We start from the raw sequence: 24,131 nt of genomic DNA on the forward strand, positions 1-24,131 counted from the left end.
CCCTCCGGTAAAAATCTCCTTTTAAGCGAACGGTCACCGATAATAAAGCTGACGCACGGAAAAACACTCGCGAACCCTTGTATAAATTCTATTCCATCGTGGACAACCAGGCAAGAACTCCCGCGCCGACACCGGCAAAACCGTCCACGGCCGGCAACGATTCGCCCCGCGGGGTGGCAGCCACCGGGGACAGTGGGGAGAATCAACGCCGCTTACCCCCGATCACAACGGCCACCTCCCGGGCAATGGCCAACTCTTCGTTGGTGGGAATGACAAACACCCGCACCCTGCTGTCCTCCTGACTGATGCAGCGCGCCTCGCCGGTATGTCGACGGTTCCTGTCCGGATCGAGCCGCACCCCGAAGGCCTCCAGGCCCTCGAGGGATTCAGCGCGGACCACAGGATCATTTTCCCCGATACCGGCGGTGAAGACAATGGCGTCCACCCGGCCGAGCACCGCCATGAAGGCGCCGATATATTTACGATTGCGGTAGGTCTGCACCGCAAGGGCCAGGGCGGCCCGTTCATCCCCGCCGGCGGCGGCCTTGTGGATATCGCGCATATCATTTAACCCGCAGAGTCCCTTCAACCCCGACTCCTTGTTGAGCATCGCATCAATGGCGGCCAGGTCCATCCCCTTATGTTGTTGCAGAAAAAGATGAAGCGCGGGGTCGACGTCGCCGGAGCGGGTCCCCATGACCAAGCCCTCCAGGGGGGTCATGCCCAGAGAGGTGTCCACGCTGACTCCGTTTTCGATCGCGGTCATGGAACAGCCGTTACCGAGGTGCACGGTGATCAGATTGCACTGGCTCAAGGGCTTGCCCAGCAACCGGGCGCATTCGCCGGCCACAAAACGGTGCGAGGTGCCGTGGAATCCATAGCGCCGCACCCGATCCTGCTCGTAGAGCGCATAGGGGAGCGCGTAGAGGAAGGCGCGGGGCGGCATAGTCTGGTGAAAGGCGGTGTCAAACACCGCTACCTGCGGCAAACCGGTGAAAATCTCCATGGCCACGCGGATGCCGTCGAGGTTGGCCGGGTTGTGGAGGGGGGCCAGGGGGATGTTGCGCTCGATCGCCTGGATCACCACCGGGGTGATCAGGGTGGAGGCTTGAAAATCCTCGCCGCCGTGCACCACCCGATGGCCGATGGCGGCGATTTCCGAGGGCTGGGTGATGATCCCCTGCTCCTGGTCGGTCAACAGCGCCAGCACCGATCGCATGCCGCTGCCATGGTCGGCAATGGCCTGCTCAACAACCGATTCCCGCTCCCGGGCCGTACCCGGATAAAAAGTGGTCTGCACACGGCCCGAAGCCTCGCCGATCCGTTCCACCAGGCCGGTGGCGAGCACGCTTTCCGTGGTCATGTCGATCACCTGGTACTTGATCGAAGAACTTCCTGAATTAATGACTAAATATTTCATAGCTGTTTCCTGGGTGCCGGCGAATACGGTGCCTTCCGATACCGGGTACCGCTGTGCCCTGTTCCGCCGTGCGACCGGGTCATGGGGTTTTACTCTTGGCCACCTGGGCCTGGATGGCGGTCAGCGCCACGGTATCGACGATATCCTGGACCGTGCAGCCCCGGGACAGGTCATTGACCGGCTTGTTCAATCCCTGGAGCACCGGGCCCATGGCCACCGCATTGGCAGCCCGCTGCACCGCCTTGTAGGTGTTGTTGCCGGTATTGAGATCAGGAAAAATGAAGACCGTAGCGTGCCCGGCCACCGAGGATCCGGGTGACTTGTAATCCGCCACCTGCTGATCAAAGGCGGCATCATACTGCAACGGTCCTTCCAGAGGAAAATCAAGTCCACGCTCCTTCATCATCTCCTTGGCCAGAGCGGTGGCCTGAACCACTTTTTCCACATCCTGGCCTGAGCCGGATATGCCGGTGGAATAACTGAGCATGGCCACCCGCGGCTCGATACTGAAGATCGAGGCGGTTTCCGCGGAACTCAGGGCGATCTCCGCCAGCTGGCGGGCATCGGGATTGGGCACCACGGCGCAATCGCCAAAGGCCAGCACCTTGGACTGAAAACACATGATGAAAATCGAGGAGACCACCGACACGCCGGGTTTGGTCTTGATGAACTCAAAGGCCGGCCTGATGGTCTGGGCTGTCGTGGTAATGGAACCGGAGACCATGCCATCGGCCAGATCCTTATGGACCATCATGGTACCGAAAAAGGTGGGATCGGACATCCGGTCCCGGGCCACATCCATGACGATACCGCGATGCTTGCGAATATCGTAGTAGGTCTGGACGAAATCTTCAAAATACTCGGATCCGGCAGGATCGATAATCCTGGCGCCCTCGATGTTGAGATTGAGGGCCGAGGCCTTGGCCTGAATATCCTCGGCCTTGCCGAGCAGGGTGATATCGGCGATCCCACGACGAAGAATGATGTCGGTGGCGTTGAGAATCCGCTCCCCCGTCCCCTCGGGCAGGACAATGTGCTGTCGGTTACTGGAGGCCTTCTCCACCAGGGAATATTCGAACATCCGCGGGGTGATTTTTTGCGAACGGCGGGCAACGACTTTGGTGGTCAGTTCCGGGACATCGACATACTTGGAAAACCACCCGAGAGCCGTGGCGATCCGCTTGGTATCGGTGGGCTCGATGCGACCGTAGAGTTCGTTGACGCTCTGCACCGTGTCAAAGGTATGGGACTCGACAAACAGAACCGGCACCGGAATACCGGTCCACCCCTGGATGAGCCGCTGGACGCTGAGGCTGAGATCCAGACCGCCGGTGACCAGGATACCGGCGATATTGGGGTAGGCCGAGGAAATCCGGCTTGCCAGGCTGGCAATAATAATGTCGGAACGGTCACCGGGGGTGATGATCAGGCTGCCTTCCTTGATATAATCAAGAAAGTTGCTGATCTGCATGGCCGCGACCAGGTAACTGTCCACCAGGTTGAGCATGCTCGGTTTGCCATAGAGGACCTCCGCTCCCAGCCAGCGTTTGACATCGTCGATGGTCGGGTTGCCCAGGGACTTGTTTTCCGGAATCACATACAGGGGCTGGGGCCGTTTGAACTGCTCGCGGCACTTGGTGCTGCCGGCGGTATCGCGGAGAAAACTCTCCGGAGCCCTGTTGATGATGCAGCAGACGACTTCCACTTCTTTTTCTTCCAGGGTATCGATGGTGATGGCGGTACTGGTGCAGATTTCCTCGGTGCTCTTGTCGCGCCCGGTAGTCACCACCAGAACCGGGGCTCCCAGGTTGGCGGCGATGTCGGCATTGAGATCGAACTCGAAGCCGGGATCCTTGCCCCGGAAATCGGTCCCCTCACAGACAACGAAATCGTACCTGCTCTCCAGCTGTTTATACTTCATGAGAATCTTCTCATACAATTGCTCTTCCTGACCGGAGGTGATCAGCTGTCGGGCCTGACTGAGCGTGAAGGCATGGGTATCGCTGTATTCGATGTCGAGATGGAAATATTTGAGAATCAGATTGAGATCGTGGTCAACACGACCAAAAACATGATCATTGATGATCGGCCGGAAAAAAGCGATGCGGCTGATCTCCTTGTGGATCATCTGCATGACCCCAAGAACGATGGCCGACTTGCCGCTCCGTTCCTCCGATGCGGTGATATACAGATTGTTCGCCATAAAAAAACCTCATGGTACCGCCAATTCGCGGCATAAAGTGAAAAACGGCCCCCAGTTGAGGACGATCGATGCCGCCTTGTCTTTCACCTCGATCGGTGACGGCAGGACTCTTGTTTTGGATATATTTTGTTGTTCGCAGATCCTGGTTTCAGTGTAGAACCCTGGAAAATTTTCGCAAATCAAATCGAAACCGCAAGGCCGGCAACCGCGCCGGAGACCGGCGGGATCGAGCGAAAAAAGCTCTTTCCCTCATCCCAAGCGGAAAAAACGCAACCGATTGGCATTGGCGACCACGGTCACCGAGGACAGGGCCATGGCCGCGCTGGCGAACATGGGGTTGAGCAGCCACCCGGTGAAGGGGTAGAGCAGACCAGCGGCCAAAGGGATACCGATAGCGTTGTAGATGAAGACCCCGAACAGGTTCTGGCGGATTGTACGCATGGTGGCGGCGGAAATGGCGACAGCCTGGGCAACGAGGAGGAGGGAATCGCCGTTGAGGGTGATATCGGCGTTCTCGATGGCCACATCGGTGCCGCTGCCCAGGGCAAAGCCGGTATCGGCCCTGGCCAGAGCCGGCGCATCATTCACCCGGTCACCGACCATGCCCACCTTGCCGCCCTGCTCCCGCAGGGTGTGAATCACCTGGAGTTTCTCCGCCGGCAGCAGCTCGCTGTGCACGTTGACGATCCCCAGTTGTCGCGCCACCGCCTCGGCCGTGGTTCGGTTGTCGCCGGTGCACATGACCACGGTGATCCCCATGCCGTGCAGGGCACGGATAGCGGCCGCCGCATCCCCGCGCACCGGATCCTTGAGGATGAGCAGGCCCAGAACCCGCCGGCTCTCCCCCAGCCATACCGGCGTGCCGCCTTCACCGGCCTGCCGTCCGGCCTCGGTGACCAGATGCTCGGGCAGTGCCAGCCCCTGTTCGATGAGGAAATGATCGTTGCCAAGGAAAAAACCGATCCCCTCCCGCTCGGCGCGGACACCCCGACCGGCGACCGCGGTGCAATTCGCCAGGTCAAACAGGGCTCCCCCGGTCCGCCGCTGCGCCGTGAGCACGGCCTCGGCCAGTGGATGCCCGGAACCACTTTCCAGGCTGGCGGCCCATTGCAGCACTTCCTGCTCCGTCAGGTCGGCGGCCGGAAAGACCGCGGTGACCGCCGGCCGTCCCTCGGTGAGGATGCCGGTCTTGTCGACAACCACATGGCTGAGGGTGGCGGCGGTCCGCAGGGCATCGCTGTTGCGGATGAGCACATTGCTTTGCGCGGCCCGGCTGGTCCCCACCATGACGGCCACGGGGGTGGCCAGCCCGAGGGCCCAGGGGCAGGCGATGACCAGCACCGCGATGGCGGTGGTCAGGGCATGGGCAAGGCGGGGCTCCGGCCCCATGGTTATCCAGTAGGCAAAGGCGACGACGCTGATGAGGATGACCACCGGGATAAAAACTGCCGCGAACCGATCGACCAGGCGGCCAATGGGCGGCTTGCTCATCTGCGCTTCCCGAACCAGCTTGATGATCCGTGCCAGGGCGGTCTCGTCGCCAAGCCGGGTGACCCGCAGCATAAAGGTCTCGGAACGGTTCATGGTCCCGCCGGTGACCGCATCACCCTCCTGCCGCTTCACCGCCAGCGGCTCACCGGTGAGCATGGACTCGTCGATGGTGGTCGAGCCGGAGATGATGACCCCGTCCATGGGCACCTTCTGCCCGGGCCGCACCAGGATATGGTCGCCGATCCGCAGCAGCGAGACCGGGACTTCCACCTCGCCGGCCGCCCGAAAAACCCGGGCGGTTCTGACCCGCAGGCCGACCAGGGCCCCGATGGCCTTGTTGGTGGTCTGTTTGGCCCGGGTTTCCAGGATGCGGCCAAGCTGGAGAAAGGCGAGAATCATCACCGAGGCGTCGAGATAGAGATGATTGCCGGCGGTGGGCAGAAAAGCGGGGTCGGCAATGACGATCACCGAGGACAGCCAGGCCGCCCCGGTCCCCAGGGCCACCAGGGTGTCCATGTTGGCGGACCGGAGCCGGAGCTGTCTCCAGGCACCGATGAAATAATTGCGGCCGCAGCAATACATGACCAGCAGGCAGACCAGGGCGGTCAGCGCCCAGAAGAGCCGCCCTTGGGGCAGTTGGGGGAAAAACCCCGACATATCGCCCACCATGATTGCCAAGCCCGCTGTCCCGGCGAGCAGCGCCCGCCTCCAGGAACCACGAATCTCCATCCGGGTTTCCCGTGCCTGACAAAGCAGCGGGTCGGCTTCCCTTTCTTCCAGCTCCGCCTGAAAACCGATGTCGGTAAGGCGCAGGAGTACGTCCGCCGGATGCTGTTCCGTGGTCAGGCGCAGACGCCCTTCCTCGAAGATCACTTCGGCGTCCACATCCCGGGCCTGGAGGATATCACTTATCAGTTCCAGGTCTTCCCCGGTAGGCCGGGGCTGCAGCGTGACGAAAAAAGTGTCCGGAAACCCGTCGGGAGTCGTCATAACGGCAGAATATGCACTTCCTCGCGCAGGGGATAGTTGCCTTCGATGAGCAAACCATGGCGACCGTCAATGGCAATGGGATCACCGAAACCGATGCGGCGGCCGTTGATCTCGGCATACTCATCGGTTTCGTAGACCTGCATGTCCCGACAACCGACCACGCAGGTCTTCTCCAGTCTGGTCGCCACCACCGAGGCATGGGAGGTCTGCCCGCCCCGGGAGGTGACTAGGCCGTCGGCCAGGGATATTTCCCGGATATCCTCGGGCACGGTGTCCTGGCGGATGAGGATCAGATGGGTCTTGGGTTCTTCCCGGCGCAGCTGGCGGATATTCTCCTCGTTGAAGACCGCCCTGCCGGACATCGCCGAACCGGAAACACCGATGCCTTTGGCCAGGATCGCCTTATGAGCCAGATCGGAGTCGACAAAAACCGTGAGATGCTCCTTTTTCTTGATGGTGATCATGTCCCTGGTCTGGAGGATATAGAGCTGATCAGGTTCCGGTCCCTCGAAGGTAAACTCGATTTCCTGCGGATTCCACTCCTTATCATAGACCAGGTCACGGCTGATCTCGAGCAGGCGCTGATAAATCCTGGGGAAGAGACGCTCCAGACTCCTGTCTTCGTCACGGCCGTCGATTTCCGCCTGTTCCACCGAAATCGGAAAACTGGTCACCAGGCCGGAGACGATATCCTCGCCCTGATCCCCGGGGGCATAATCACCCCACAGAGCCACCCGCCGCACCTTGCGGTAGGGGTGGGCGGTGAACAGCACGCCACTGCCTGCCTGGGTGCTCAGATTGCCAAACACCATGGTCTGGACAATGACCGCAGTGCCCCAGTCGTCGGAGACCCCCATGAGATGCCGGTACTCCCGGGCCTTGGGGGTGTGCCAGGAATCAAACACCGTGTCCACCGCGCCGATCAGCTGCAGCCAGGGATCCTCGGGCATGCCGTAGCCCCGTTTGCGCACCGCCTGTTGGTAGCTGAGGGCCAACTGGCGCATCTGCTCCGGCGAAAAATCCTTCTTGTAGAGGACCTTATGGGTTCGTTTATGGGCATCCATCAATCCTTGAAAATCATCGCGCTCCATGCCGCTGGCCATGCCCCAGGACTGGAGAAAACGGCGGAAATTATCCCAGGCGAAATACTTCGCCTCCGGATGGGCAACGACGTACTCCTCCACCAGTTCCTCGTTGGCGCCGACATTGTGGATGGTGGACATGATGCCCGGCATGGAAATGGCCGATCCGGAGCGGACGGACAGCAGCAGGGGGTTGTCCGGCGAACCGAACACCAGCCCGGTCAGCTGCTCGATGCTGGTGATCGCCGCCCGCACCCGCCGCATGAATTCGTCCCGGGCGCGGTCAAAGGTCCGCACCGCCCGGTAGCAGCGAAATATTTCGGTGGTGATGATAAAAGCCGGCGGCACCGGTTTCTTGTCCCGCGACAGGACAACCAGGTTAAACCCTTTGTTGCCGAGATGGATCAGGTTGTGGGTGCGCAGGTTTTCGTCATGAAGGCTGCTGATGGCCTTTTCCGGGTTGTAGGTCATGAGCAGATCCAGGGTCTTCTCGTCGAGAATGTCCTTCTGGGCCTCGAGGGTGCCGATGATCTTGCCGATGAAATTATCGAGATGCTGCAGCCCGAAGGTGGTGGAGATCAGGTCACGGAAAAAAGTCTCGGAAAGGCGGAGGACATTTTCCGGCATGTTCTTCTCGTCCCAGGAACCGTGGTACTTTCTCAGCAGGTTTTCCTTGCCGATCTGGGGAACAATGATGGAGAGGTTGTTCTGGTGGACATTGGTGTAATAGGCGTAGATGATGTCCTTGACCCCCTCCGACAGGCCGCGCATGATATCAAGATGCTGGGTGTAGGAGAAACGCTTGATGCCGATGGAGGAGGCCAGCAGACTGATATAGGTGTCCAGGCGGCGGCTGGAGATGCCATCGACCTGCAAGGCCCGGGAAAACAGCCGCAGACACTTGAGGATGCGGATAAAAGTCGCCTGGGTGATAAAGGACAGGTTGACCGTGTCGAACAAGCGCTCCAGGTAGACATTGGCCAGGCTCTCCAGGCGGAAGGTCAGGCCCAGGGCATCGAATTTCCGCTCGCTGTAGCGTCCGTAGACGGATGGGATGTCCACGGCGATGTGCCGTTTGTGATAAATTTCCTCCTTGGGCTCGAACCTCTCCTCACTGAGGATAATCCGGCGCAGGTGTTCCAACTGGTCCAGCAGGGCCTCCAGACAGTGAAAGGGGTCGTCTTCCCTGAGGACCTCGAGCAACCGGTTCAGCTCGGGAAATCCGGAATGAATGGCCTGATGCAGCTGACTCTGGATTTCAGGGAGGCTGAGATTGTATTTGAGATGGAGCAGTTTATACATCCGCACCAGCAGGGAAAAACGACGCCGCTCCACCTCGGAGAGATCGCTTTGCGCCTCCAGATAGCGCTCACGCTCTTCATCGCGCCAAGCCAGGATCTGGGCCATATGATTGAAACGCAGATCTTTTTTGATACGCTGCGCCAACTGGTGCTGTTCATCGACAAACGGCCCTTCGGCCCGTACCTGATGGAGGACTTCCTCGGGGAGATATTCCCGGAGATACTCGCGCTCCAGGGTAATCCAGAAGGTGAAAATGGCCTCAATGAACCCGACGATGAGATTGTTGGATTCAACATGGGCCTGTTTACGGAGAAAATGGATGAGCGGGTCACTGCGCTTGTGAATTTCGTCGAGTTCGGTGGACACGTCGCGCAGTTCGCCCTCGGCGCCGATTTCGTTGAAAAAAACCGGCATCAGTTTGGTGAACTGCTTGGCAAGATTATAGATCGGGCCAATGGGGTGATTGAGCAGATCGGTGATATCCCGCTGAAAAAGATCGGTATCGCGAACACAGGTTCCCGAGAGGCGGATATTGATGATCAGGGCCGAAAAGAGCGTGGAACACCACTTGGGCTCCTGCTGGATCAGGTTGAGCCAGACCCGGATATTGGTGAGGTGGGCGGGGTTGGCAATGGGTTGCCAGTCTTCGTCCACCCCCTGGACGTTGGCGTACTGAAAACCGAAACGCACCGCTTCCCAGAGGAAGGCCTCGACCAGGCGGGAATTACCCCGCTTGAAGACCTCGTTGCCGATGACCTGAATGCACTGCAGCGAGGTGTGCGGATAACGGCGGACATTGGCCTTGAGCAGATGGAAGGTGGTGGTGAAAAATTGCTCGATCTCCTCGAAGGTCTGTTTGCGGATTAGTTGCACCAGGGAGCGATTGATCTCCCGCAGGGTCTCCTCGTGGATGAGAAACAGGCCCTTGGTGTCCATAATGCGAAAGAGAAAGAGCAGCTTGCGGTTTTCCAGGTACTGGGCATCAACCTCGCTGCTGGCCGCGGCGACGATTTTGGCCGGGACCTCCTTGTACAGGCGGACGATATCCATGTGGTTGGGCAAGGCCACCAGCACTTCCAGGGCGGCCAGGCAATCCTGGTCGATATCGATCTCCCCCAGCGCCTGGAGAGACTCCTGCAAACGCTGGTGAGAGATAGCAACAAGCAGGTTCTGATCGTGCCAGTCCCGGCAGAGTTCGCGGCAATGCTGCTCAAACCAGGGCAGCGGGTCGTCCTCGCTCAACCAGTACTGGTAATTGCGCAGGAGAATAATTTTCATCAGACCGGCCAGAGCATGGCAGTTGAAGGGTCGTTCAGGGATCTGATTGCGCAGGCTGATCAAATGAAGGGCCATTTTACGGACGGGATGATGCCCCTGCACCATGGACAGCATCAGCAAGGGTTCCCTGCTGTCCAGTTTCTGTAACTGTTCGAAAAAAAGACTGAAGGACTGCTCGAAGCGAAACAGGGCCGCTGCATCCAGGGATTGGATGAATTTATCGGCATAGGCCAGCATGGCCTCCATGATCCTTGGCACCAGCTTTTCATTCTTGCTTGCATCGCCAAGGGCATCAAGGAAGATGGAGGTGAACAGGGTAAACGCTTGCGGTCCGAGCTCATGGTCCCGGTAATGATTGATATTTTTGAGGACAAAGGCGCGCAGCTCGGGAATGATCAGATTCCAGTTGCGATACGGATGGCTGATTTCATAGAGCAGCGCCTCTATTTTCACCGACAGGCCCTGATATCGGCTGACCACCTCCTGAAGAGGGGCATAGGCGGGGTCAATTACCACTGGAGCAGCGGTTTCCCTTAAATTGGCTTTAAGGGCATCGGAGGAGAGAACCGGCGAAGAGGAATAAACAGACATGGACTACCTCGAAAAAAACAACGGAATGATAGGAAATGCAAACAACAGAGAGTCTGGGGACAATAACCGTGTCCGGATGGGTATGAACAAACTGCTCTGCTCCTATTGTAGGGAAAATGAAGGGGAAAGTCAGCAGGAGTTTTCAGGAAGGGGGCAATCGCCCGTCTCCTGCCCGGCGGAAACCCTGCTGCATCCCTTGCCTATCTTCCTCCTTGCCTGGATCCGTGAGCGTTCGTCGGCGCGGACGGACACCCCAAAGGGGGCGGGTGAAATGTATTATTATCAAGTACTCAACTAAAGTATAACGTAATTACAAAAAAATAAAACGCAAACAAGAGTCAAGCCGTCACGGATTCAGGCCTTGGAAAAGTACCAGGCACTTGCTATCATGGGTCCATACCCCTGATAATCGGCAACATCCATCCATTATTCGAGACCATGCACACCGACCCCATCAACACCCACCCTGCATCGCCGCCGCACCTCTTGCTCGATCTCCCCACCTGGGCCGGCCGGGAACTCGAGCGACTGCCGGCGCGGCTGCCGACCCTGGAAGCGAGGATGGCCGCGGTCCTCCACTTTGCCCGCCGCAACGTCCGCGAGGAAAGCGGCGGCCCTTTTGCCGCCGGCGTTTTTGAACGTGATTCGGGCCGGGTGCTGGTGATCGGGGTCAACCGGGTCGTGCCCCTCAACTGCTCCTCGGCCCATGCCGAGATCATGGCCCTGTCCCTGGCCCAACGGCAGTTGGGGGTCTATGACCTCGGCGGCCCCGGGTTGCCGGCCCATCAGCTGGTGGTGAACTGGAGCCCCTGCGCCATGTGTTTCGGTGCCGTGCTCTGGTCCGGCGTCCGCTCCCTGGTCATTGCCGGGGCCGGTCCGGAGTTGGAAGACATCACCGGATTTGACGAGGGGCCGATGCCGCCCCTGTGGCGGCAGGAACTGGCGAATCGGGGCATTGAACTGACCGAGGATATCCTCCGCCAAGAGGCCCTGGCGGATTTTCGCCAATTTGCCAGGGACCAGCCGTTGATCTACAATGCCCGCCAGGGCGGGTGAGGTCCTCGCCGTCCCGCTCATGAATCCGTGACGGTTGGCCCCGCACCGATCCAGGCGCTTCTTCCTGGAAATTTATCCCTGAAAAGATGGTATTTTTGCTCATTTTGGCTATGATAGCCGCCACCACTCTCCCGGATCCCTTTCAACCGCACAGAGAACCCATCATGTACAAAGGTGTCTTTCTCGGCCTGGCAACCGCCGACAGTATCTTCTACCTGCCGCATCATCCCCGCAACAATGAAAAAATAAAAGCGGAACGGCAGCTTTCCTTTGCCGGCGGACCGGCGGCCAATGCCGCCATCGCTTTTGCCGCCTTCGGCAACCGCACCACCCTGATTACCGGGCTCGGTGTCCACCCCCTTGCTTTTGTCGCCAAACAAGACATTACCGATCATCAGGTCCACCTGATCGACTGCACCGACCAGCCACGAAGACCGCCGATCCTGGCGGCGATCATGGTTGACCTGTCCACGGGTGAACGGGCGGTGGTCTACTCCAACACCGATGTTCGCAAACTCCGCCCGGAGGCGGTCAGCGAATCGATCCTCGAAGACACCGACATCCTCATGCTGGATGGCTACTACCTGCCCCAGGCCCTGCAGATGGCGGAACTGGCCCGCTCCCTGCATATTCCCGTGGTCCTCGACGGCGGCAGTTGGAAAGAGGGGCTGGACGCCCTGCTGCCCCTGGTGGATTTCGCTGTCTGCTCCAGCAATTTCCAGCCTCCGGGCTGCACCACCGCCGAGGAGGTGTTCACTTGCCTGCAGGGCCACGGTATCAACAGCATCGCCATCACCAGGGACGGCAACCCGATTCTCGCCTGCGCCCGGGGCACCATCAGCGAAGTGCCGGTCATGGATGTCCGGGTCATGGATACCCTGGGGGCCGGCGATATTTTTCATGGTGCCTTTTGCCATTACATCCTCTCCAGCGATTTTCTCCTCAGCCTGGCCCGGGCCGGCGAGGTGGCCAGCCTGGCCTGCACCTCCCTGGGTGCCAGGGCCTGGATCGAACAGGAAAAGTTTGCCTGAGCCCTGGATCCCCGGGCGTTCGATGCAAGGACACTGCACCGGACGGGTCCGGCAATGAAGAGGACGTGCGCACGGATGCCCCGAGTGGTGAATGGTGACAGGTCTTGTCCAGGACTCCGCGGCAAGGAACGACCGAAAGAATTACCGCTGACGAAAGGGGATCTGGCAGTATTCGATGCCCCTCTTGGGAATGATATTGTTTTTCCCTAAAAACATCTTCAGTGAATTCATGGAAATATTGACATTGGGAGTCGGGCCGAGAAATAGATGATCCATGGCGATCGGCTCCTTGTCCATGCAGATGGCAAATTCGATATACGGTACCAGCATGGCATGCCCTTCGCGAAACAGAATCCGCGCCTCGGCATCCTCGGTAATCACCGGCGAAACAATCCGCCACTCCCGTTCCTCGCGGAATGACGGGTGCTTGAGGATTGCCGCCAGGCGGAGCAGGTCGGTTTCCACCTCGGCAAAGGCCTGCTGGAGAACCGCGGCCCGCTCCGCGGCCGACTCGGCCCGTGCCGCCTGACGGGCGGCCAACTGCCCCACGGCATCGACCACCTTGCGAATCAGCATCCGCTGTCGGGATGGTTCGTAGATGCATTTACCGACCATGAAGCGCTGTTGGTGAGCACTGCGGAGAATGGATTCCGACGAGAAGCCAAGACTGACCCCCCTGCCAGGGGTACTGTAGCCCCGCCACTGACTGAGCAGGTTACCCTGGGAGCGGAACGAGGCCCCGAACAGCAGGTGCCCGTTGGTGATCCGATGCCGTACCCAGTCGACAAACTGGGTCAAGAGACCTGAATCAGGGTGACCAGCCTCTATCCGTTCCCGAACCTCCGCCCTGATGAGATCGGCTGTGTGCCGCAGTTCGGCGGAATCGTTCATATAGCGGATATCACTGGCCCACAGTGCCCTGCTCTCGACAATACCCAGCAGGCCGGTGAAGGTGGTATAATGATAAAGGGTCCCCTGGGGGATATCCGCATACAACTCCCTGGTCAACTGCTCGATTTCCTGCATCGCTTCTCCTGCCCGCCCGCAAGGGGCTCTTTGTTCGTCCCCGTGGACCGGCAATCCGCCGGCAAGGCGACCCGATCACCGGACCTGGACCTTTCCCCGGGTGCCGTGTCACCCTCCCGCATTCGCGGCGGAGGGCAAATCCCTGTTGAGTTTTCCCCCCGTCTCTGGTAAACAGAAACCGACCCTGTAACCTGCCGGAATTGAGGCATTTACAGCCTTCCTCATCCCGGCGGCCCCCTCCATGGGATGCTCGGGAATCCACTTCCGCCACCGTGACACCACCTCACCACGGTCAAGCCCGCAATAACTCCTGGATCCATGACGGCGGGGTTGCCGCACACACGGATCCAGCTAACTTTTACCCAGGGAACCTACCCGATGTACAGAAATTTCAAAATAGTCCCCAATATCATCTTCGGCCGCGGCTCCTTCAATCAATTGGGGGACGTGCTGCGGAGCAAACGCCCCACACCCGACTCCACCATGGTCTTTGTCCTTGACGATGTCTTTGTCGGCAAGGAGCTGGAACAGCGGCTGCCGCTGGAAAAGGGGGATCTGCTCCTGCCGGTCAATGTCGATGACGAACCGAAAACCAGCTATATCGACCAGCTGGTGGCCCAGATCCGCGCCACCAGCCCCCGGCTCCCGGACGGCATCATCGGCCTGGGCGGCGGGTCGGCCATGGACATTGCCAAGGCGGTGTCGCTCATGCTCACCAATCCCGGCTCCGCTGCTGACTACCAGGGCTGGGACCTGATCAAAAACCCGGCGGTCTACCATGTGGCCGTCCCCACCCTGGCCGGTACCGGGGCGGAAATCTCCCGGACCACGGTCCTCACTGGCCCGGAGAAAAAACTGGGCATCAACTCCGATTACACCCTGTTCGACCAGATCCTCCTCGATCCGGAACTGCTGGCCGGGGTGCCCAAAGACCAGTGGTTCTACACCGGCATGGATTGCTACATCCACGATGTCGAATCGCTGGAAGGCACCTACCTCAATGAATTCAGCCGGGCCTACGGGGAAAAATCCCTGGACCTCTGCCGCCAGGTCTATCTCGAGGACCATGCCGACAAGGACGATAAACTGATGATGGCCTCCTATTTCGGCGGCATGAGCATTGCCTACTCCCAGGTGGGGGCCTGTCATGCCCTCTCCTATGGCCTTTCCTTTGTTCTCGGCACCCATCACGGCATCGGCTGCTGCATCGCCTTTGATCAACTGGAGGAGATCTATCCCCAGGGGGTGCGGGAATTCCGCGCAATGATGGCCAGACACGAGATCCATCTCCCCCGCAATCTGACCCGGGACCTGGATGACCAGGCCCTGGAGACCATGGCCACCGTGGCCCTGGGTCTGGCGCCCCTGTGGGAAAACTGCTTTGGCGCCAACTGGCGCGAGGTCATGACCCGGGAGCGGGCCCTGGACCTGTTCCGCCGGATGTAGCACCATACCGGGGCGGCGGCCCTCACCGCTTCCCCTTATGGTCCTTGGTCATCGATTACGAGGTTGACAAAACTGCTTGGTTTATCAAGCTCCTGATTGTACGCGGTGACAGGTGCCCCAGGTTTGTGCAGAGGTGGCTGCCCGCTCTAGCCCTCCTCTGCGGGCAGTCGCGTCCGTGCAAAGATGGGGTGCCTGTGGCCGCGTACAGTGCTTCAGATGAAGCGCTGCATGAGCTGACCGACAATCCGGTCGACATTGGCCGGGGTGACCTGCCAGTGGTCGACATACTCCCGGGCCTGCCGGCGGAGGGAAGGATCGTGGCGGTCCGCCAGGCGGCGAAACAGGCCGGTACGTCGGCCGATCTGGTACAGCACCTGCTCCTCCGGCGCCATATCGAGAAATTCGCGGACCACCGCGAGCATCCGTTCCCTGTCCGTTGGCAACACCCCGTCCACCTCCTCGAACAGGTTGAGGATATGGTCGCTTTTCACCCGGCTGGTGATGCCGGAGAGGTTTTCGAGAAAGAGCAGCAGCTCCTCAGCTGTTTCCCGGTCGCCCAGTTGCTCGAAGGCGCCGCTGGCCACCTCCCCGGCCAGATCGATGGTGGAGGGAATGGCCAGGGTGCGCAGGCGGATGAAATGGGGGTTGATCTGGTTGAGGACCTCGGCGCTGCCCAGGGCGTGTTCTCGGGACAACCGCCGCCCCCCCAGGCCGGGCATATAGTACTCGGACAACTCGATACCGGCGGCCACCACCTTGCGCCCGGCATCGATGTGGGCCTGCCGGTCCGCGCCCTTGCGCACCTGGGCCAGCACTTCGTCCGCCCCGGACTCCATGCCGATATGGATGCGGTTGAGGCCGGCAGCGGCGATCCGGCCCAGATCCGCGTCACTGATCCTGGCCACGGTCTGGGAACGGGCATAGGAGGTGATCCGCTCGATCCCCGGAAAGGTGGCCCGCAGGTGCGCCAGGATGGCCACCAGCTCATCGGGCTTGATGATCAGACTGTTGGAGTCCTGGAGAAAGACCGACCGCCCCCCAGCCAGGAGCCAGTTGCGGGCCGCGTACCAGGCCATGGGCTCACTGTCGCGCAGCGATGCGCCACCGCCTGCCCCGCCGCCCTCATCGCCCTGCCGTTGCAACTCCGCCACGCAGCGAGCAACCGTGTCGATATCGCGACAGACATGGGCCACCGGCCGCCGACTGAAGACCTCCCCCTTGTACAGCCCGCAGAAGGTACAGCGGTTCCAGGGGCAGTTCCTGGTCACCCGGATAAGCAGACTGCCGCTCTCGCTGGGCGGCCGGATCGGCCCCTGCTCAAACCCCTGGTAGACTTCCCTGTCCTGCCGCATCTCTTCCTCCCCCAGAAATTAGGGACACTTCCCCTATTTTAATGAGAAAAGCAGGAACCTTCACCAAGGCGTGGGAAATAGGGGAAGTGTCCCCAATTTCCTAATTTCCCGCTAAACCCCCCTACCGCCGAGGCCGGCCAGCCCTTTTCGTCCTAATCGACCGATTCAGCTCCTTTTCAATAACCCCGACAAAACCCTCCCCGCCCAGGGGCCGGCCACTTTGGGTAGCCTTGCGGATGGCGTTGTCCTGCCCGTCATCCTCACCCCGACAAAACTCGGCATAGGCCCGCTGCTCCGTCGGATCAAGCCAGTCCGGCTGATGCAGCAAGGCGTTCTCCACCCCGGCGACATGGCAGCTGCCACTGGACCAGCGGTAATCCTCCACCCGCTTGACCAATCCGGCCTTGAGCGGATTGCGCTCGATATAACGCGCCACCGCCCACAGGTAGGCCTGATGTTCAATCACGCAGGAGAAAAACCGGTTCTGCCAGATCCGGCCCGACTGGCCCTGTTTACGGTTGAAATACTGGGTATAGACCATATTGGTCAAGCCGATACCGCGCGCCAGCCCGCTCTCGGTCGCCGGCACCACCAGCAGATGGACATGGTTGTCCATCAGGCACCAGGCCCATATCTGCAGCCCATATTTTTTGGCATACGTCGCCAGCAGCTCCAGATAGGTCTGCCGGTCCTCGTCATCATAAAAAACCACGGCACGGTTGTTGCCGCGCTGAGTGATGTGATGCGGATATCCAGGCGCAATGATACGGGCGATTCTTGGCATGGCACTATAAAATTAGGGACACTTCCCCTATTTTTATGAGAAAAAGCTTGAACCTTCAACAAAGCGTGGAAAATAGGGGAAGTGTCCCTAATTTTCTCCTAATTTCCTGTCTCTGTTCATCCGCGCATGAAGGACACGGATAATTTCAATGCCATCGGCAATGGGTTTGTAATAGATGACATAGTTGTGAAATTGTTTGATGGGGTAGAAGCGGATGCCATTCAGCCATAACCGCTTGGGCTGATAGAGGGTGCCGATTTCCGGCATGGCGACGAGTGAAGCAAAGGTTTGCTCGGCGGCATAAACTTTATCGGCAGCCGAGCGATTGTCACGGGCAATGTACATCCAAAGATTGATAAGATCGTCTTCAGCCGCTGGCGTTATGAGAATCTTGGGCATTATTGACCCTGCATGTTTTCAAAGGCGGCCTGGGCCTTCTCATGCAGGGTGTTCATATTAAGAGGTTGCGACGGCCCGCTTTCGAGCCCTTGAAGCAAGTGCTGTTCTGTTTTTTCGCGGTCATGCCGGATAAGATCACGCAGATAGTCGCTGGCGCTCTGATATTCACCGGTTTTGACGCGGGCTTCAATGAAGGCGCGAAGCTCATCGGGCATGGAGATGTTCAGTGTTGCCATGGTGGGCCTCATCATTGTTATCGATTTTTTGGTAATATAGCCACCTAGAAAATTAGGGACACTTCCCCTATTTTCCGCGCTTTGTGGAGTATTCCTGTTTTTTCCCATAAAAATAGGGGAAGTGTCCCTAATTTCCTCGACAGAACCAGCACCGTACGCTCTGAAACCCTTTATTGGACTCTCCATGGAGTTATGACAAGTTCCCGATACAGTAGAATTCCTTGCCTATGCAACTCCGGTACGAAGCGTCCGCGATGCGGAGAGTGATTAAGTTCAGATACTGCTTTTTTTATTTTCAACAGTGTCTGTCTGGCGTTGGCGGGACTTTGCTCACCGATATAAGCAACTATACTTGCCAGGTCCTGAACGGCAGACCTGGCCCAAACAACCTTGAAGTCTTGCGTCATCCTTCTTTCAATTGTTCTTCTATATTTTTAAAAACGACTTCTTGCTCCAAAAAATTTTCATTCTTCAGATCTTCTTCCCCCATGGAAATCAGCTTCAAGATTCCAAGAGCATTTCGCATATCCTCGAAATTTTGTGGATCTTGAATGACTGCTCTGGGTTCACCATTTTGTGTTATTATTACAGGTCGATGCGTATCGTTAATTTGTTTGAGCAATTCCGCGGTCCTGGATTTCAGGTACGTTACCGGCCTGATGTCGTTTGATATATTCACACCTTCACCTCTATCCTTTTAAGGAAATTGGGGACATCCCTAATTTTATGGGAAAAAAGCAGGAACCTTCAACAAGGAGTGGAAAATAGGGGAAGTGTCCCTGATTTCCCTGATTTCCTAATGATGAGCTGTATATTCATCCAGCAGCCTGCGAATCATTTTTTGGTATTGCGTATTATATTTTTTTGCTTCTTTCTTAAAAAAATCAACACTCGCCTTGCTGAGGGTAATGGTAACCTTAACCGTTTCATCTTTCAAAGCAAGTTCTTCTGGCGTTGGAAGGAAGTCAGAGACGACCTGAACGTTGCCCATCGGTTCATCCGTGAACTTTATTTTCTCTTTCATACACTCTCTTTCCTTTCCGCCAGAAACCGGGGCCGATTATTCTGATTTTGTTCATTCTGTATGTAAAACGGACCGTCATTATCCCTCCTGAAACCCGTCCAAGACAGTAGAAACGTTTTTCATGTTCACTGTGGTCAAGGTCTTCAAGAAGAACACGCTCAGGATCCAGAAAAGCAAATTGTGCCAGTGCGAAAGAAACCCCATGTTTCTCCTGGTTCTGCTTATCTTTTTTTGCATCCCACTCAAAATCTGATCGTTTGCTCATGCAGGGAAGGTAGCTAAATGAAGAAAACTTGTCATTATAATTATATGGCTATAAATATGGTAAATCAAGGACACTTCCTCTATTTTTAAGAGAAAAAACAGGAACCTTTCGCAAAGTTCGGAAAATGGGGGAAGTGTCCCTAATTTTCCCAGACAACCCAAAAAATCGGCATAACCTTAAATCGGTATCGGCTGTAACCGATCGTTTACCGGCAACAATTTCACTGATTCGTTGCGCGGGGACACCAATCTCCTTGGCCAAACGATATCGGCTAAGACCCATGGGGTTCAGGAATTCTTCAAGCAGAATTTCACCTGGTGGAATGGGGTCTAATGTTTGCATTGTACTTACCTCGGAGAAAATTAGGGACACTTCCCCTATTTTTATGGGAAATATCAGGAACATTCCACAAGGTTCGGAAAATAGGGGAAGTGTCCCTAATTTTACGGTAGAAGCAACTTGACACGACAAACAACCATGTATTACATTGTGTATTACGGAGGTGACAGTATGATCACTGTACGACTTGATCCGGATTTAGAAAAAGAAATCAGTACCGTTGCAAAAAATCTCGGGCTCACCAAATCCGATCTGATTCGTCAAAGTTTAATAGAATATCTCGGCAAGCTCGAACGTCCCAATGCCTGGGAATTGGGTCAAGATTTTTTTGGTAGATATTCCAGCGGCCTGGGAAATTTGTCGGTCGATCGAAAAAGAATTTTAAAAGAAAAAATCCGGGCTAAAAGAACATGAAAAAAATTCTCATAGACTCAGGCCCTTTAATTGCCTTGTTTGATGCATCCGATAGATACCATAAAGAATCGGTTGATTTTATCAAACAGAACAAACATCCTCTTATCACAACGATAGCCTCCATATCGGAGACACTACACTTATTAGATTTCAACCGAAATGCGCAGATCGATTTTTTAGAGTGGATTGGCAGAGGAGGAGTTGAGATTCATGATATCCACAATAAAGATTTTCACCGACTAAAAGAGCTCACCGAAAAATATCGTGACGTACCCATGGATTTTGCCGATTCATGTCTTGTCTATATGGCTGAACAACTCAACATACATACCATTGCAACGATTGATCGTGATTTTACAATCTACACGATCAAAGGAAGAAAAAAGTTCGAAATAGTCCTTTAGAAATTAAGAAATTAGGGACACTTCCCCTATTTTTATGGGAAAAATCTGAACATCCCGCAATGCATGGAAAATAGGGGAAGTGTCCCTAATTTCCCCCCCCTAATTTCCCTACTTTCCGGTAGAAGTCGAAGGAGAACGCTATGGAGAGGCTCATTTCCATTCATGTGGAAAAATTGCCCGGAGGTGTCTATCTCGCCACATCCGACGATGTTCCCGGTCTCGTAGCCCAAGGCCGGACGGTCACCGAGACGATGGAAATCGCCCGCGATGTCGCCAGAAAACTCTTGGAAGCCCAAGCCGAGAGGCGCAATAGCCCGTCCCTGCCAGTTATCGGCGATTCATTCGACTGCGCCTTGGTGGTGGGGATGTAAATGGGGCGGTTGTGAAAATTAGGGACACTTCCCCTATTTTCCGCGCTTGATTGAAGGTGCCTTTTTTGTCCCATAAAAATAGGGGAAGTGTCCCTAATTTTCCGGGGAAGTGTCGAAAATTTATTGGTTTCAGCTTATGATCGCCCGCACCTTGGCCAACACTTCGTTCAAGAGGGCTGTTTCTGCTTTTTCCGCGAAAAAAACTCCGCACGCAACAAAATCGATGGTTTTAACCTGCTGACACAGAACCACGCCGGCCACTTTTTGTCCAGGCAAGGGAACCTCGAAGGCATGGCCGCGCACCCTGCTGGTGATCGGTGCGACCAAGGCCAAGAGAATCTTTTTGTTAAACCTCTCCGGTGACAGAACCAAAGCTGGACGTTTGCCTTTCTGCTCGTGCCCCGCCGCCGGATCGAAATCGGTCCAGATAATGTCCCCCCGCTGAGGGATATAGCGTTTCACAGGATTTCCTTGCCAACTGGTTGATCCTGCAACCAGGCACGATCTTCATCGTCCAGCACTAATGATTCTTCCGGGCATTGGTCGAGCAGCTCCTGCAGGGAATACTCCTTGGCCGAGGCCACCGGGGTGATGATAATATTGCCCTTTCTCACCTCTATGTTGACCTCCTGGTCTACCTTGAGTTTGCTGTGTTCAGCGATATTTTTCGGGATGCGCACTCCAAGCGAATTCCCCCACTTCTTTATTGTTAACACCTGCATGCCGGCCTCCTTAACAATAAATTATACATTGTATATACACATTACCGTGCACCATGTCACGTGTCAACGAACAAAAATTAGGGACACTTCCCCTATTTTCCGCGCATTGCGGAATGTTCAGATTTTTCCCATAAAAATAAGGGAAGTGTCCCTAATTTTCTAAATTTTCCCCGAAATCACCTGTTGCCGACAAGCTCCACGATGTCCTCTCGCTGCATCAACCGGATTCCGTACGGTGTCTCGCCGAGGGCAACCATGTCGTCCAGGGTCATTTCCGGATACAGTGTTCGCAGGGTAGCCAATTGCCTGCCGGCATGACCCGGCGTATTGTTGAACTGGTGGATGAAAGCGGTAAAAAGAAGCATTCGCTTATCGCTTGCAAACTCCTCCGCAGTGTCGCGCAGGGTGGCAAGCGCCTGTTCCACCTTACCGATCCTGAACAAAGCATACGCGAGATGTATCGTTGCATGGTACCCGCCCCGGGAAAAATTGTACGCATTTTCCAGAAAAGGCAACCCTGCGGCATACATCTCCTGGCGAAGGTATATCACCCCTTTTATAAAATTGTATTCGTCTGAATGAGGCCTGAAGCGCAGTAAAACATCCACCGACTGCTCGGCTTGCTCATACTCATGCAACTGCACCAAGGTTCTCGTTTTATTGGCCCAACACCTTGGGTCATCGACAATGATATCGAGGCAGGCGTTAAATTGTTGCAAGGCGTGATCATATTGTTCCAACCGGAAGTGCGCAATCCCCAGTCCGTTGAACAAGGCTGCCTCGGTGAGGGGTCGATTCTGGGCTCGGTGGATATAGTTCTGACCGATCCCATACAACTTCTTGGCCACCTCTATTTCCTGGACATCGAGGTACAGGTTGCCTAATTCCAGGGCGACCCCCGGGCTTCGTTCATTATGACGGCCTTCCTTATGCCAGAAAACCGCCCGATCGGTCCATTCATGGTTCCGCTGCATGGTGTTGAACATTGCCACGGCAATATATGAAGCGATGAGAACAAAACAGAAAGATCGTACAATCCTTGGCCATTGGGCGGTATATGCCATTTGCACCAGCACCGCGGCTATCGGTGTAAAAAGAAACAGGGAAGGAATATAATTTCTATGCTCAAATGCCAGTTCCAACGGAATGATGGTGGACTCGATGGAATGATTGACAAAAAAGAACACCACGGCAAAAGAGAACAGGCGATATTTTTGTATCGAGGCAACAGCCGCGGCAAACAAGGCACCAAGAAAAATAAAAGCGGCCAGCGTTGCCGGCGGCTTGAGCCAGGAGGTGGAAATGGGCACATCGTGCACCAGGGTCAAATTCTGGGCATTGGGCACAAGGATCTGAAACAGATAATAAGTAACGATCCTGAACTCGGTGAGCAGTCGTTCATAGGTGGTGAAGGGCCTGTAATCGCCGCTGGTAAACAGGGAAAAGATATTGACCCGACCTGTCACGAGGGCGGCAATCAGGTAGATGAGCACAAGAGAGAGCAGCAGGTACAGAGTGTTTCTGCTGGTCCAGCGAGATTCCTTGAAAAAAAACACCTCGATCAACAGCAGATTGAGCGGAATGAGGACAGCGATTTCCTTGGAGCCAAGGCCAAGAAGAAACATGAGAACAAGAGCAACGACGTAGCTGCCCCGGATCGTATCCGGGTGCCGCACACGCATCCGAATATACAAATACATGGCCAGGACGGAAAACATCCCGGCCAGCGATGTCATCCGTTGAATGATATAGGTAACCGCCTGGGTTTGGATAGGGGCCAGACACCACAGGAGTGTCGCGACCACGGCGATGGTCGCAGCCCGTTGCTGAACAGCCGGCGGCATCTTTGCACTTTGCAGCAGAAGCACCAAGGTGAGATACAAGAACGAAGCGGTGATAATGTGGATGGCGATATTGACGATACGATAGGGAAAAGGATCTGTTCCGGAAAAGACATAATTGACCGCAAAGGTGAGCATTGCGGTTGGTCGGTACAGATTGTTCGCATCAAGCGGCGCCCCAGGCTTTGCGGTCGCGGCGGCAACAAGGGAAGCGGGGGATAAATCCTCGACATGCAATTTGATATTATCGACGATATTGACAGTATCATCAAGGTACCAGCCACCTGAGGTAGATCCTGCATAGGCAACCACAATCAAGAAAAAAACAGCACATAAATGCAGCAAATTCTCATATTTCTTATGCACGCCAGTTCCTCAAAACCTGTTCCCAGCAATCAAAGTCCAACAAGGTGCACGCCTTAACCACGCCCCTGCTGGTTGATTTGATTGAACTGATTGATCTGCTTGATCCCCTGTTCTCCCGCCAAGATGACAACCATGCTCCTGGACCTCAGCCGCCAGGCACCAGACGGCTCCGCACAGGTTCCGTACCGACCTGATGCTCAGTTCCCTGGCAATGGTACCCGGGGCAGGTCCAGGCAAGGCAAATGCGGCAGCTGATAACCAGCTTTACTGCCCACTCGCACTTATATGCAAAAACCATACAACCTTACCACCCAGGTTGTGGAAAGTCCGAGTCATCATGCAGCCAATGAGCGGGTATCAGAATCATGTCGCGGGCGGAGGGCAACGATCGTTTTGTGGCCCCGCGCCTCTTGCGCCTCATGGGTGGCGGCAGGTTGCAACCGACAGCCACCGCGGGATCGCATCCCCGGTGGTCAAAACAGAACATTGTGCCTTAAAAACACGAGCCACCGTCATTCAGGTACATATCGTGCATGAGCATGGTACAGACACATATTTTTTTCGTTGAACTGAACCCTACAGGGATTGCATTTGACATCTCCTGTCATTCCTATAGCAAACGCTCGGTCGCAAGCAAAGCAGCTGACTCAAGCTCGCAACGGACCGCCGCCCTCGTTTGCACCACACCTGGCTGTTGA

The 24,131-nt window shown here is 56.3% G+C and carries 24 protein-coding genes; 7 read left to right on the plus strand and 17 right to left on the minus strand.

Annotation, left to right across the window (positions count from 1 at the left end):
* Positions 1-202: 202 nt before the first annotated feature.
* The 4 genes from JWG43_RS08295 to JWG43_RS08310 all read right to left on the minus strand — a co-directional run bounded on the left by JWG43_RS08295 (position 203) and on the right by JWG43_RS08310 (position 10,357).
* The gene (locus JWG43_RS08295) at positions 203-1,420 is read right to left on the minus strand and encodes an acetate/propionate family kinase (protein ID WP_205242440.1); all 1,218 of its coding nucleotides are present in this window, start codon (positions 1,418-1,420) and stop codon (positions 203-205) included.
* 79 nt (positions 1,421-1,499) lie between these two features.
* Complete coding sequence (gene pta / locus JWG43_RS08300; RefSeq protein ID WP_205242441.1) at positions 1,500-3,623, minus strand: phosphate acetyltransferase; 2,124 nt, start codon at positions 3,621-3,623, stop codon at positions 1,500-1,502.
* A 249-nt stretch (positions 3,624-3,872) separates the two neighbouring features.
* A complete protein-coding gene (locus JWG43_RS08305; protein WP_205242442.1) occupies positions 3,873-6,104 on the minus strand; it encodes a copper-translocating P-type ATPase in 2,232 nt (743 codons plus the stop codon).
* Entirely contained in the window at positions 6,101-10,357 is a 4,257-nt protein-coding gene (locus JWG43_RS08310; protein WP_205242443.1) for a PEP/pyruvate-binding domain-containing protein, read from the minus strand. The genes JWG43_RS08305 and JWG43_RS08310 overlap by 4 nt, the downstream gene beginning before the upstream one ends.
* Positions 10,358-10,439: 82 nt before the next feature.
* Here JWG43_RS08310 and JWG43_RS08315 point away from each other — a divergent pair, with 82 nt between their 5' ends.
* From JWG43_RS08315 to JWG43_RS08325, 3 genes are all read left to right on the plus strand, one after another.
* Positions 10,440-10,655 (plus strand): hypothetical protein, encoded by a 216-nt coding sequence (locus JWG43_RS08315; protein WP_205242444.1) that lies wholly within the window; start codon positions 10,440-10,442, stop codon positions 10,653-10,655.
* 140 nt (positions 10,656-10,795) lie between these two features.
* The gene (locus JWG43_RS08320) at positions 10,796-11,413 is read left to right on the plus strand and encodes a nucleoside deaminase (RefSeq protein ID WP_205242445.1); all 618 of its coding nucleotides are present in this window, start codon (positions 10,796-10,798) and stop codon (positions 11,411-11,413) included.
* 164 nt (positions 11,414-11,577) lie between these two features.
* The gene (locus tag JWG43_RS08325; protein ID WP_205242446.1) at positions 11,578-12,444 is read left to right on the plus strand and encodes a PfkB family carbohydrate kinase; all 867 of its coding nucleotides are present in this window, start codon (positions 11,578-11,580) and stop codon (positions 12,442-12,444) included.
* A gap of 141 nt (positions 12,445-12,585) precedes the next feature.
* Here the strand turns inward: JWG43_RS08325 and JWG43_RS08330 are convergent, their stop codons facing one another.
* Entirely contained in the window at positions 12,586-13,470 is an 885-nt protein-coding gene (locus tag JWG43_RS08330; protein ID WP_205242447.1) for a DUF2971 domain-containing protein, read from the minus strand.
* Between the two features lie 378 nt (positions 13,471-13,848).
* Here JWG43_RS08330 and JWG43_RS08335 point away from each other — a divergent pair, with 378 nt between their 5' ends.
* Positions 13,849-14,916: an iron-containing alcohol dehydrogenase family protein gene (locus tag JWG43_RS08335; RefSeq protein WP_205242448.1), complete on the plus strand. Its 1,068-nt coding sequence runs from the start codon at positions 13,849-13,851 to the stop codon at positions 14,914-14,916.
* 212 nt (positions 14,917-15,128) lie between these two features.
* Here the strand turns inward: JWG43_RS08335 and JWG43_RS08340 are convergent, their stop codons facing one another.
* From JWG43_RS08340 to JWG43_RS08380, 9 genes are all read right to left on the minus strand, one after another.
* Positions 15,129-16,268, minus strand: coding sequence for a radical SAM protein (locus JWG43_RS08340; RefSeq protein ID WP_205242449.1), 1,140 nt, complete (start codon positions 16,266-16,268; stop codon positions 15,129-15,131).
* Positions 16,269-16,389: 121 nt separating this feature from the next.
* Entirely contained in the window at positions 16,390-17,052 is a 663-nt protein-coding gene (locus tag JWG43_RS08345) for an REP-associated tyrosine transposase (RefSeq protein WP_205242450.1), read from the minus strand.
* 87 nt (positions 17,053-17,139) lie between these two features.
* The gene (locus JWG43_RS08350) at positions 17,140-17,451 is read right to left on the minus strand and encodes a type II toxin-antitoxin system RelE/ParE family toxin (RefSeq protein ID WP_205242451.1); all 312 of its coding nucleotides are present in this window, start codon (positions 17,449-17,451) and stop codon (positions 17,140-17,142) included.
* Complete coding sequence (locus JWG43_RS08355) at positions 17,451-17,687, minus strand: type II toxin-antitoxin system ParD family antitoxin (protein ID WP_205242452.1); 237 nt, start codon at positions 17,685-17,687, stop codon at positions 17,451-17,453. Before JWG43_RS08355 ends, JWG43_RS08350 begins: the two co-directional genes overlap by 1 nt.
* A gap of 170 nt (positions 17,688-17,857) precedes the next feature.
* Entirely contained in the window at positions 17,858-18,094 is a 237-nt protein-coding gene (locus JWG43_RS20215; protein ID WP_205242453.1) for a type II toxin-antitoxin system RelE/ParE family toxin, read from the minus strand.
* Positions 18,091-18,366: a type II toxin-antitoxin system prevent-host-death family antitoxin gene (locus tag JWG43_RS08365; protein ID WP_205242454.1), complete on the minus strand. Its 276-nt coding sequence runs from the start codon at positions 18,364-18,366 to the stop codon at positions 18,091-18,093. Before JWG43_RS08365 ends, JWG43_RS20215 begins: the two co-directional genes overlap by 4 nt.
* A gap of 117 nt (positions 18,367-18,483) precedes the next feature.
* Positions 18,484-18,711 (minus strand): CopG family transcriptional regulator, encoded by a 228-nt coding sequence (locus JWG43_RS08370; RefSeq protein WP_205242455.1) that lies wholly within the window; start codon positions 18,709-18,711, stop codon positions 18,484-18,486.
* On the minus strand, positions 18,683-18,976 hold the full coding sequence (locus JWG43_RS08375; protein ID WP_205242456.1) for a BrnT family toxin: 294 nt from the start codon (positions 18,974-18,976) through the stop codon (positions 18,683-18,685). The genes JWG43_RS08370 and JWG43_RS08375 overlap by 29 nt, the downstream gene beginning before the upstream one ends.
* 48 nt (positions 18,977-19,024) lie before the next feature.
* On the minus strand, positions 19,025-19,318 hold the full coding sequence (locus JWG43_RS08380; protein WP_205242457.1) for a HigA family addiction module antitoxin: 294 nt from the start codon (positions 19,316-19,318) through the stop codon (positions 19,025-19,027).
* A 168-nt stretch (positions 19,319-19,486) separates the two neighbouring features.
* Here JWG43_RS08380 and JWG43_RS08385 point away from each other — a divergent pair, with 168 nt between their 5' ends.
* The 3 genes from JWG43_RS08385 to JWG43_RS08395 all read left to right on the plus strand — a co-directional run bounded on the left by JWG43_RS08385 (position 19,487) and on the right by JWG43_RS08395 (position 20,504).
* The gene (locus tag JWG43_RS08385; protein WP_205242458.1) at positions 19,487-19,729 is read left to right on the plus strand and encodes a ribbon-helix-helix protein, CopG family; all 243 of its coding nucleotides are present in this window, start codon (positions 19,487-19,489) and stop codon (positions 19,727-19,729) included.
* Positions 19,726-20,133 carry a type II toxin-antitoxin system VapC family toxin gene (locus tag JWG43_RS08390; protein WP_205242459.1) on the plus strand — a complete coding sequence of 136 codons (408 nt, stop codon included), beginning with the start codon at positions 19,726-19,728 and terminating at the stop codon, positions 20,131-20,133. Before JWG43_RS08385 ends, JWG43_RS08390 begins: the two co-directional genes overlap by 4 nt.
* A 140-nt stretch (positions 20,134-20,273) precedes the next feature.
* Positions 20,274-20,504: a type II toxin-antitoxin system HicB family antitoxin gene (locus JWG43_RS08395; RefSeq protein ID WP_205242460.1), complete on the plus strand. Its 231-nt coding sequence runs from the start codon at positions 20,274-20,276 to the stop codon at positions 20,502-20,504.
* A gap of 129 nt (positions 20,505-20,633) precedes the next feature.
* Here the strand turns inward: JWG43_RS08395 and JWG43_RS08400 are convergent, their stop codons facing one another.
* The 3 genes from JWG43_RS08400 to JWG43_RS08410 form a co-directional block, all read right to left on the minus strand.
* Entirely contained in the window at positions 20,634-20,966 is a 333-nt protein-coding gene (locus JWG43_RS08400) for a type II toxin-antitoxin system PemK/MazF family toxin (protein ID WP_205242461.1), read from the minus strand.
* Complete coding sequence (locus JWG43_RS08405; protein ID WP_205242462.1) at positions 20,963-21,226, minus strand: AbrB/MazE/SpoVT family DNA-binding domain-containing protein; 264 nt, start codon at positions 21,224-21,226, stop codon at positions 20,963-20,965. Before JWG43_RS08405 ends, JWG43_RS08400 begins: the two co-directional genes overlap by 4 nt.
* A 176-nt stretch (positions 21,227-21,402) precedes the next feature.
* Complete coding sequence (locus JWG43_RS08410; protein ID WP_205242463.1) at positions 21,403-23,433, minus strand: tetratricopeptide repeat protein; 2,031 nt, start codon at positions 23,431-23,433, stop codon at positions 21,403-21,405.
* Positions 23,434-24,131 lie beyond the last annotated feature (698 nt).

This window comes from Desulfobulbus alkaliphilus (genome assembly GCF_016918545.1).
GTDB classification, from domain to species: Bacteria; Desulfobacterota; Desulfobulbia; order Desulfobulbales; family Desulfobulbaceae; genus Desulfobulbus; species Desulfobulbus alkaliphilus.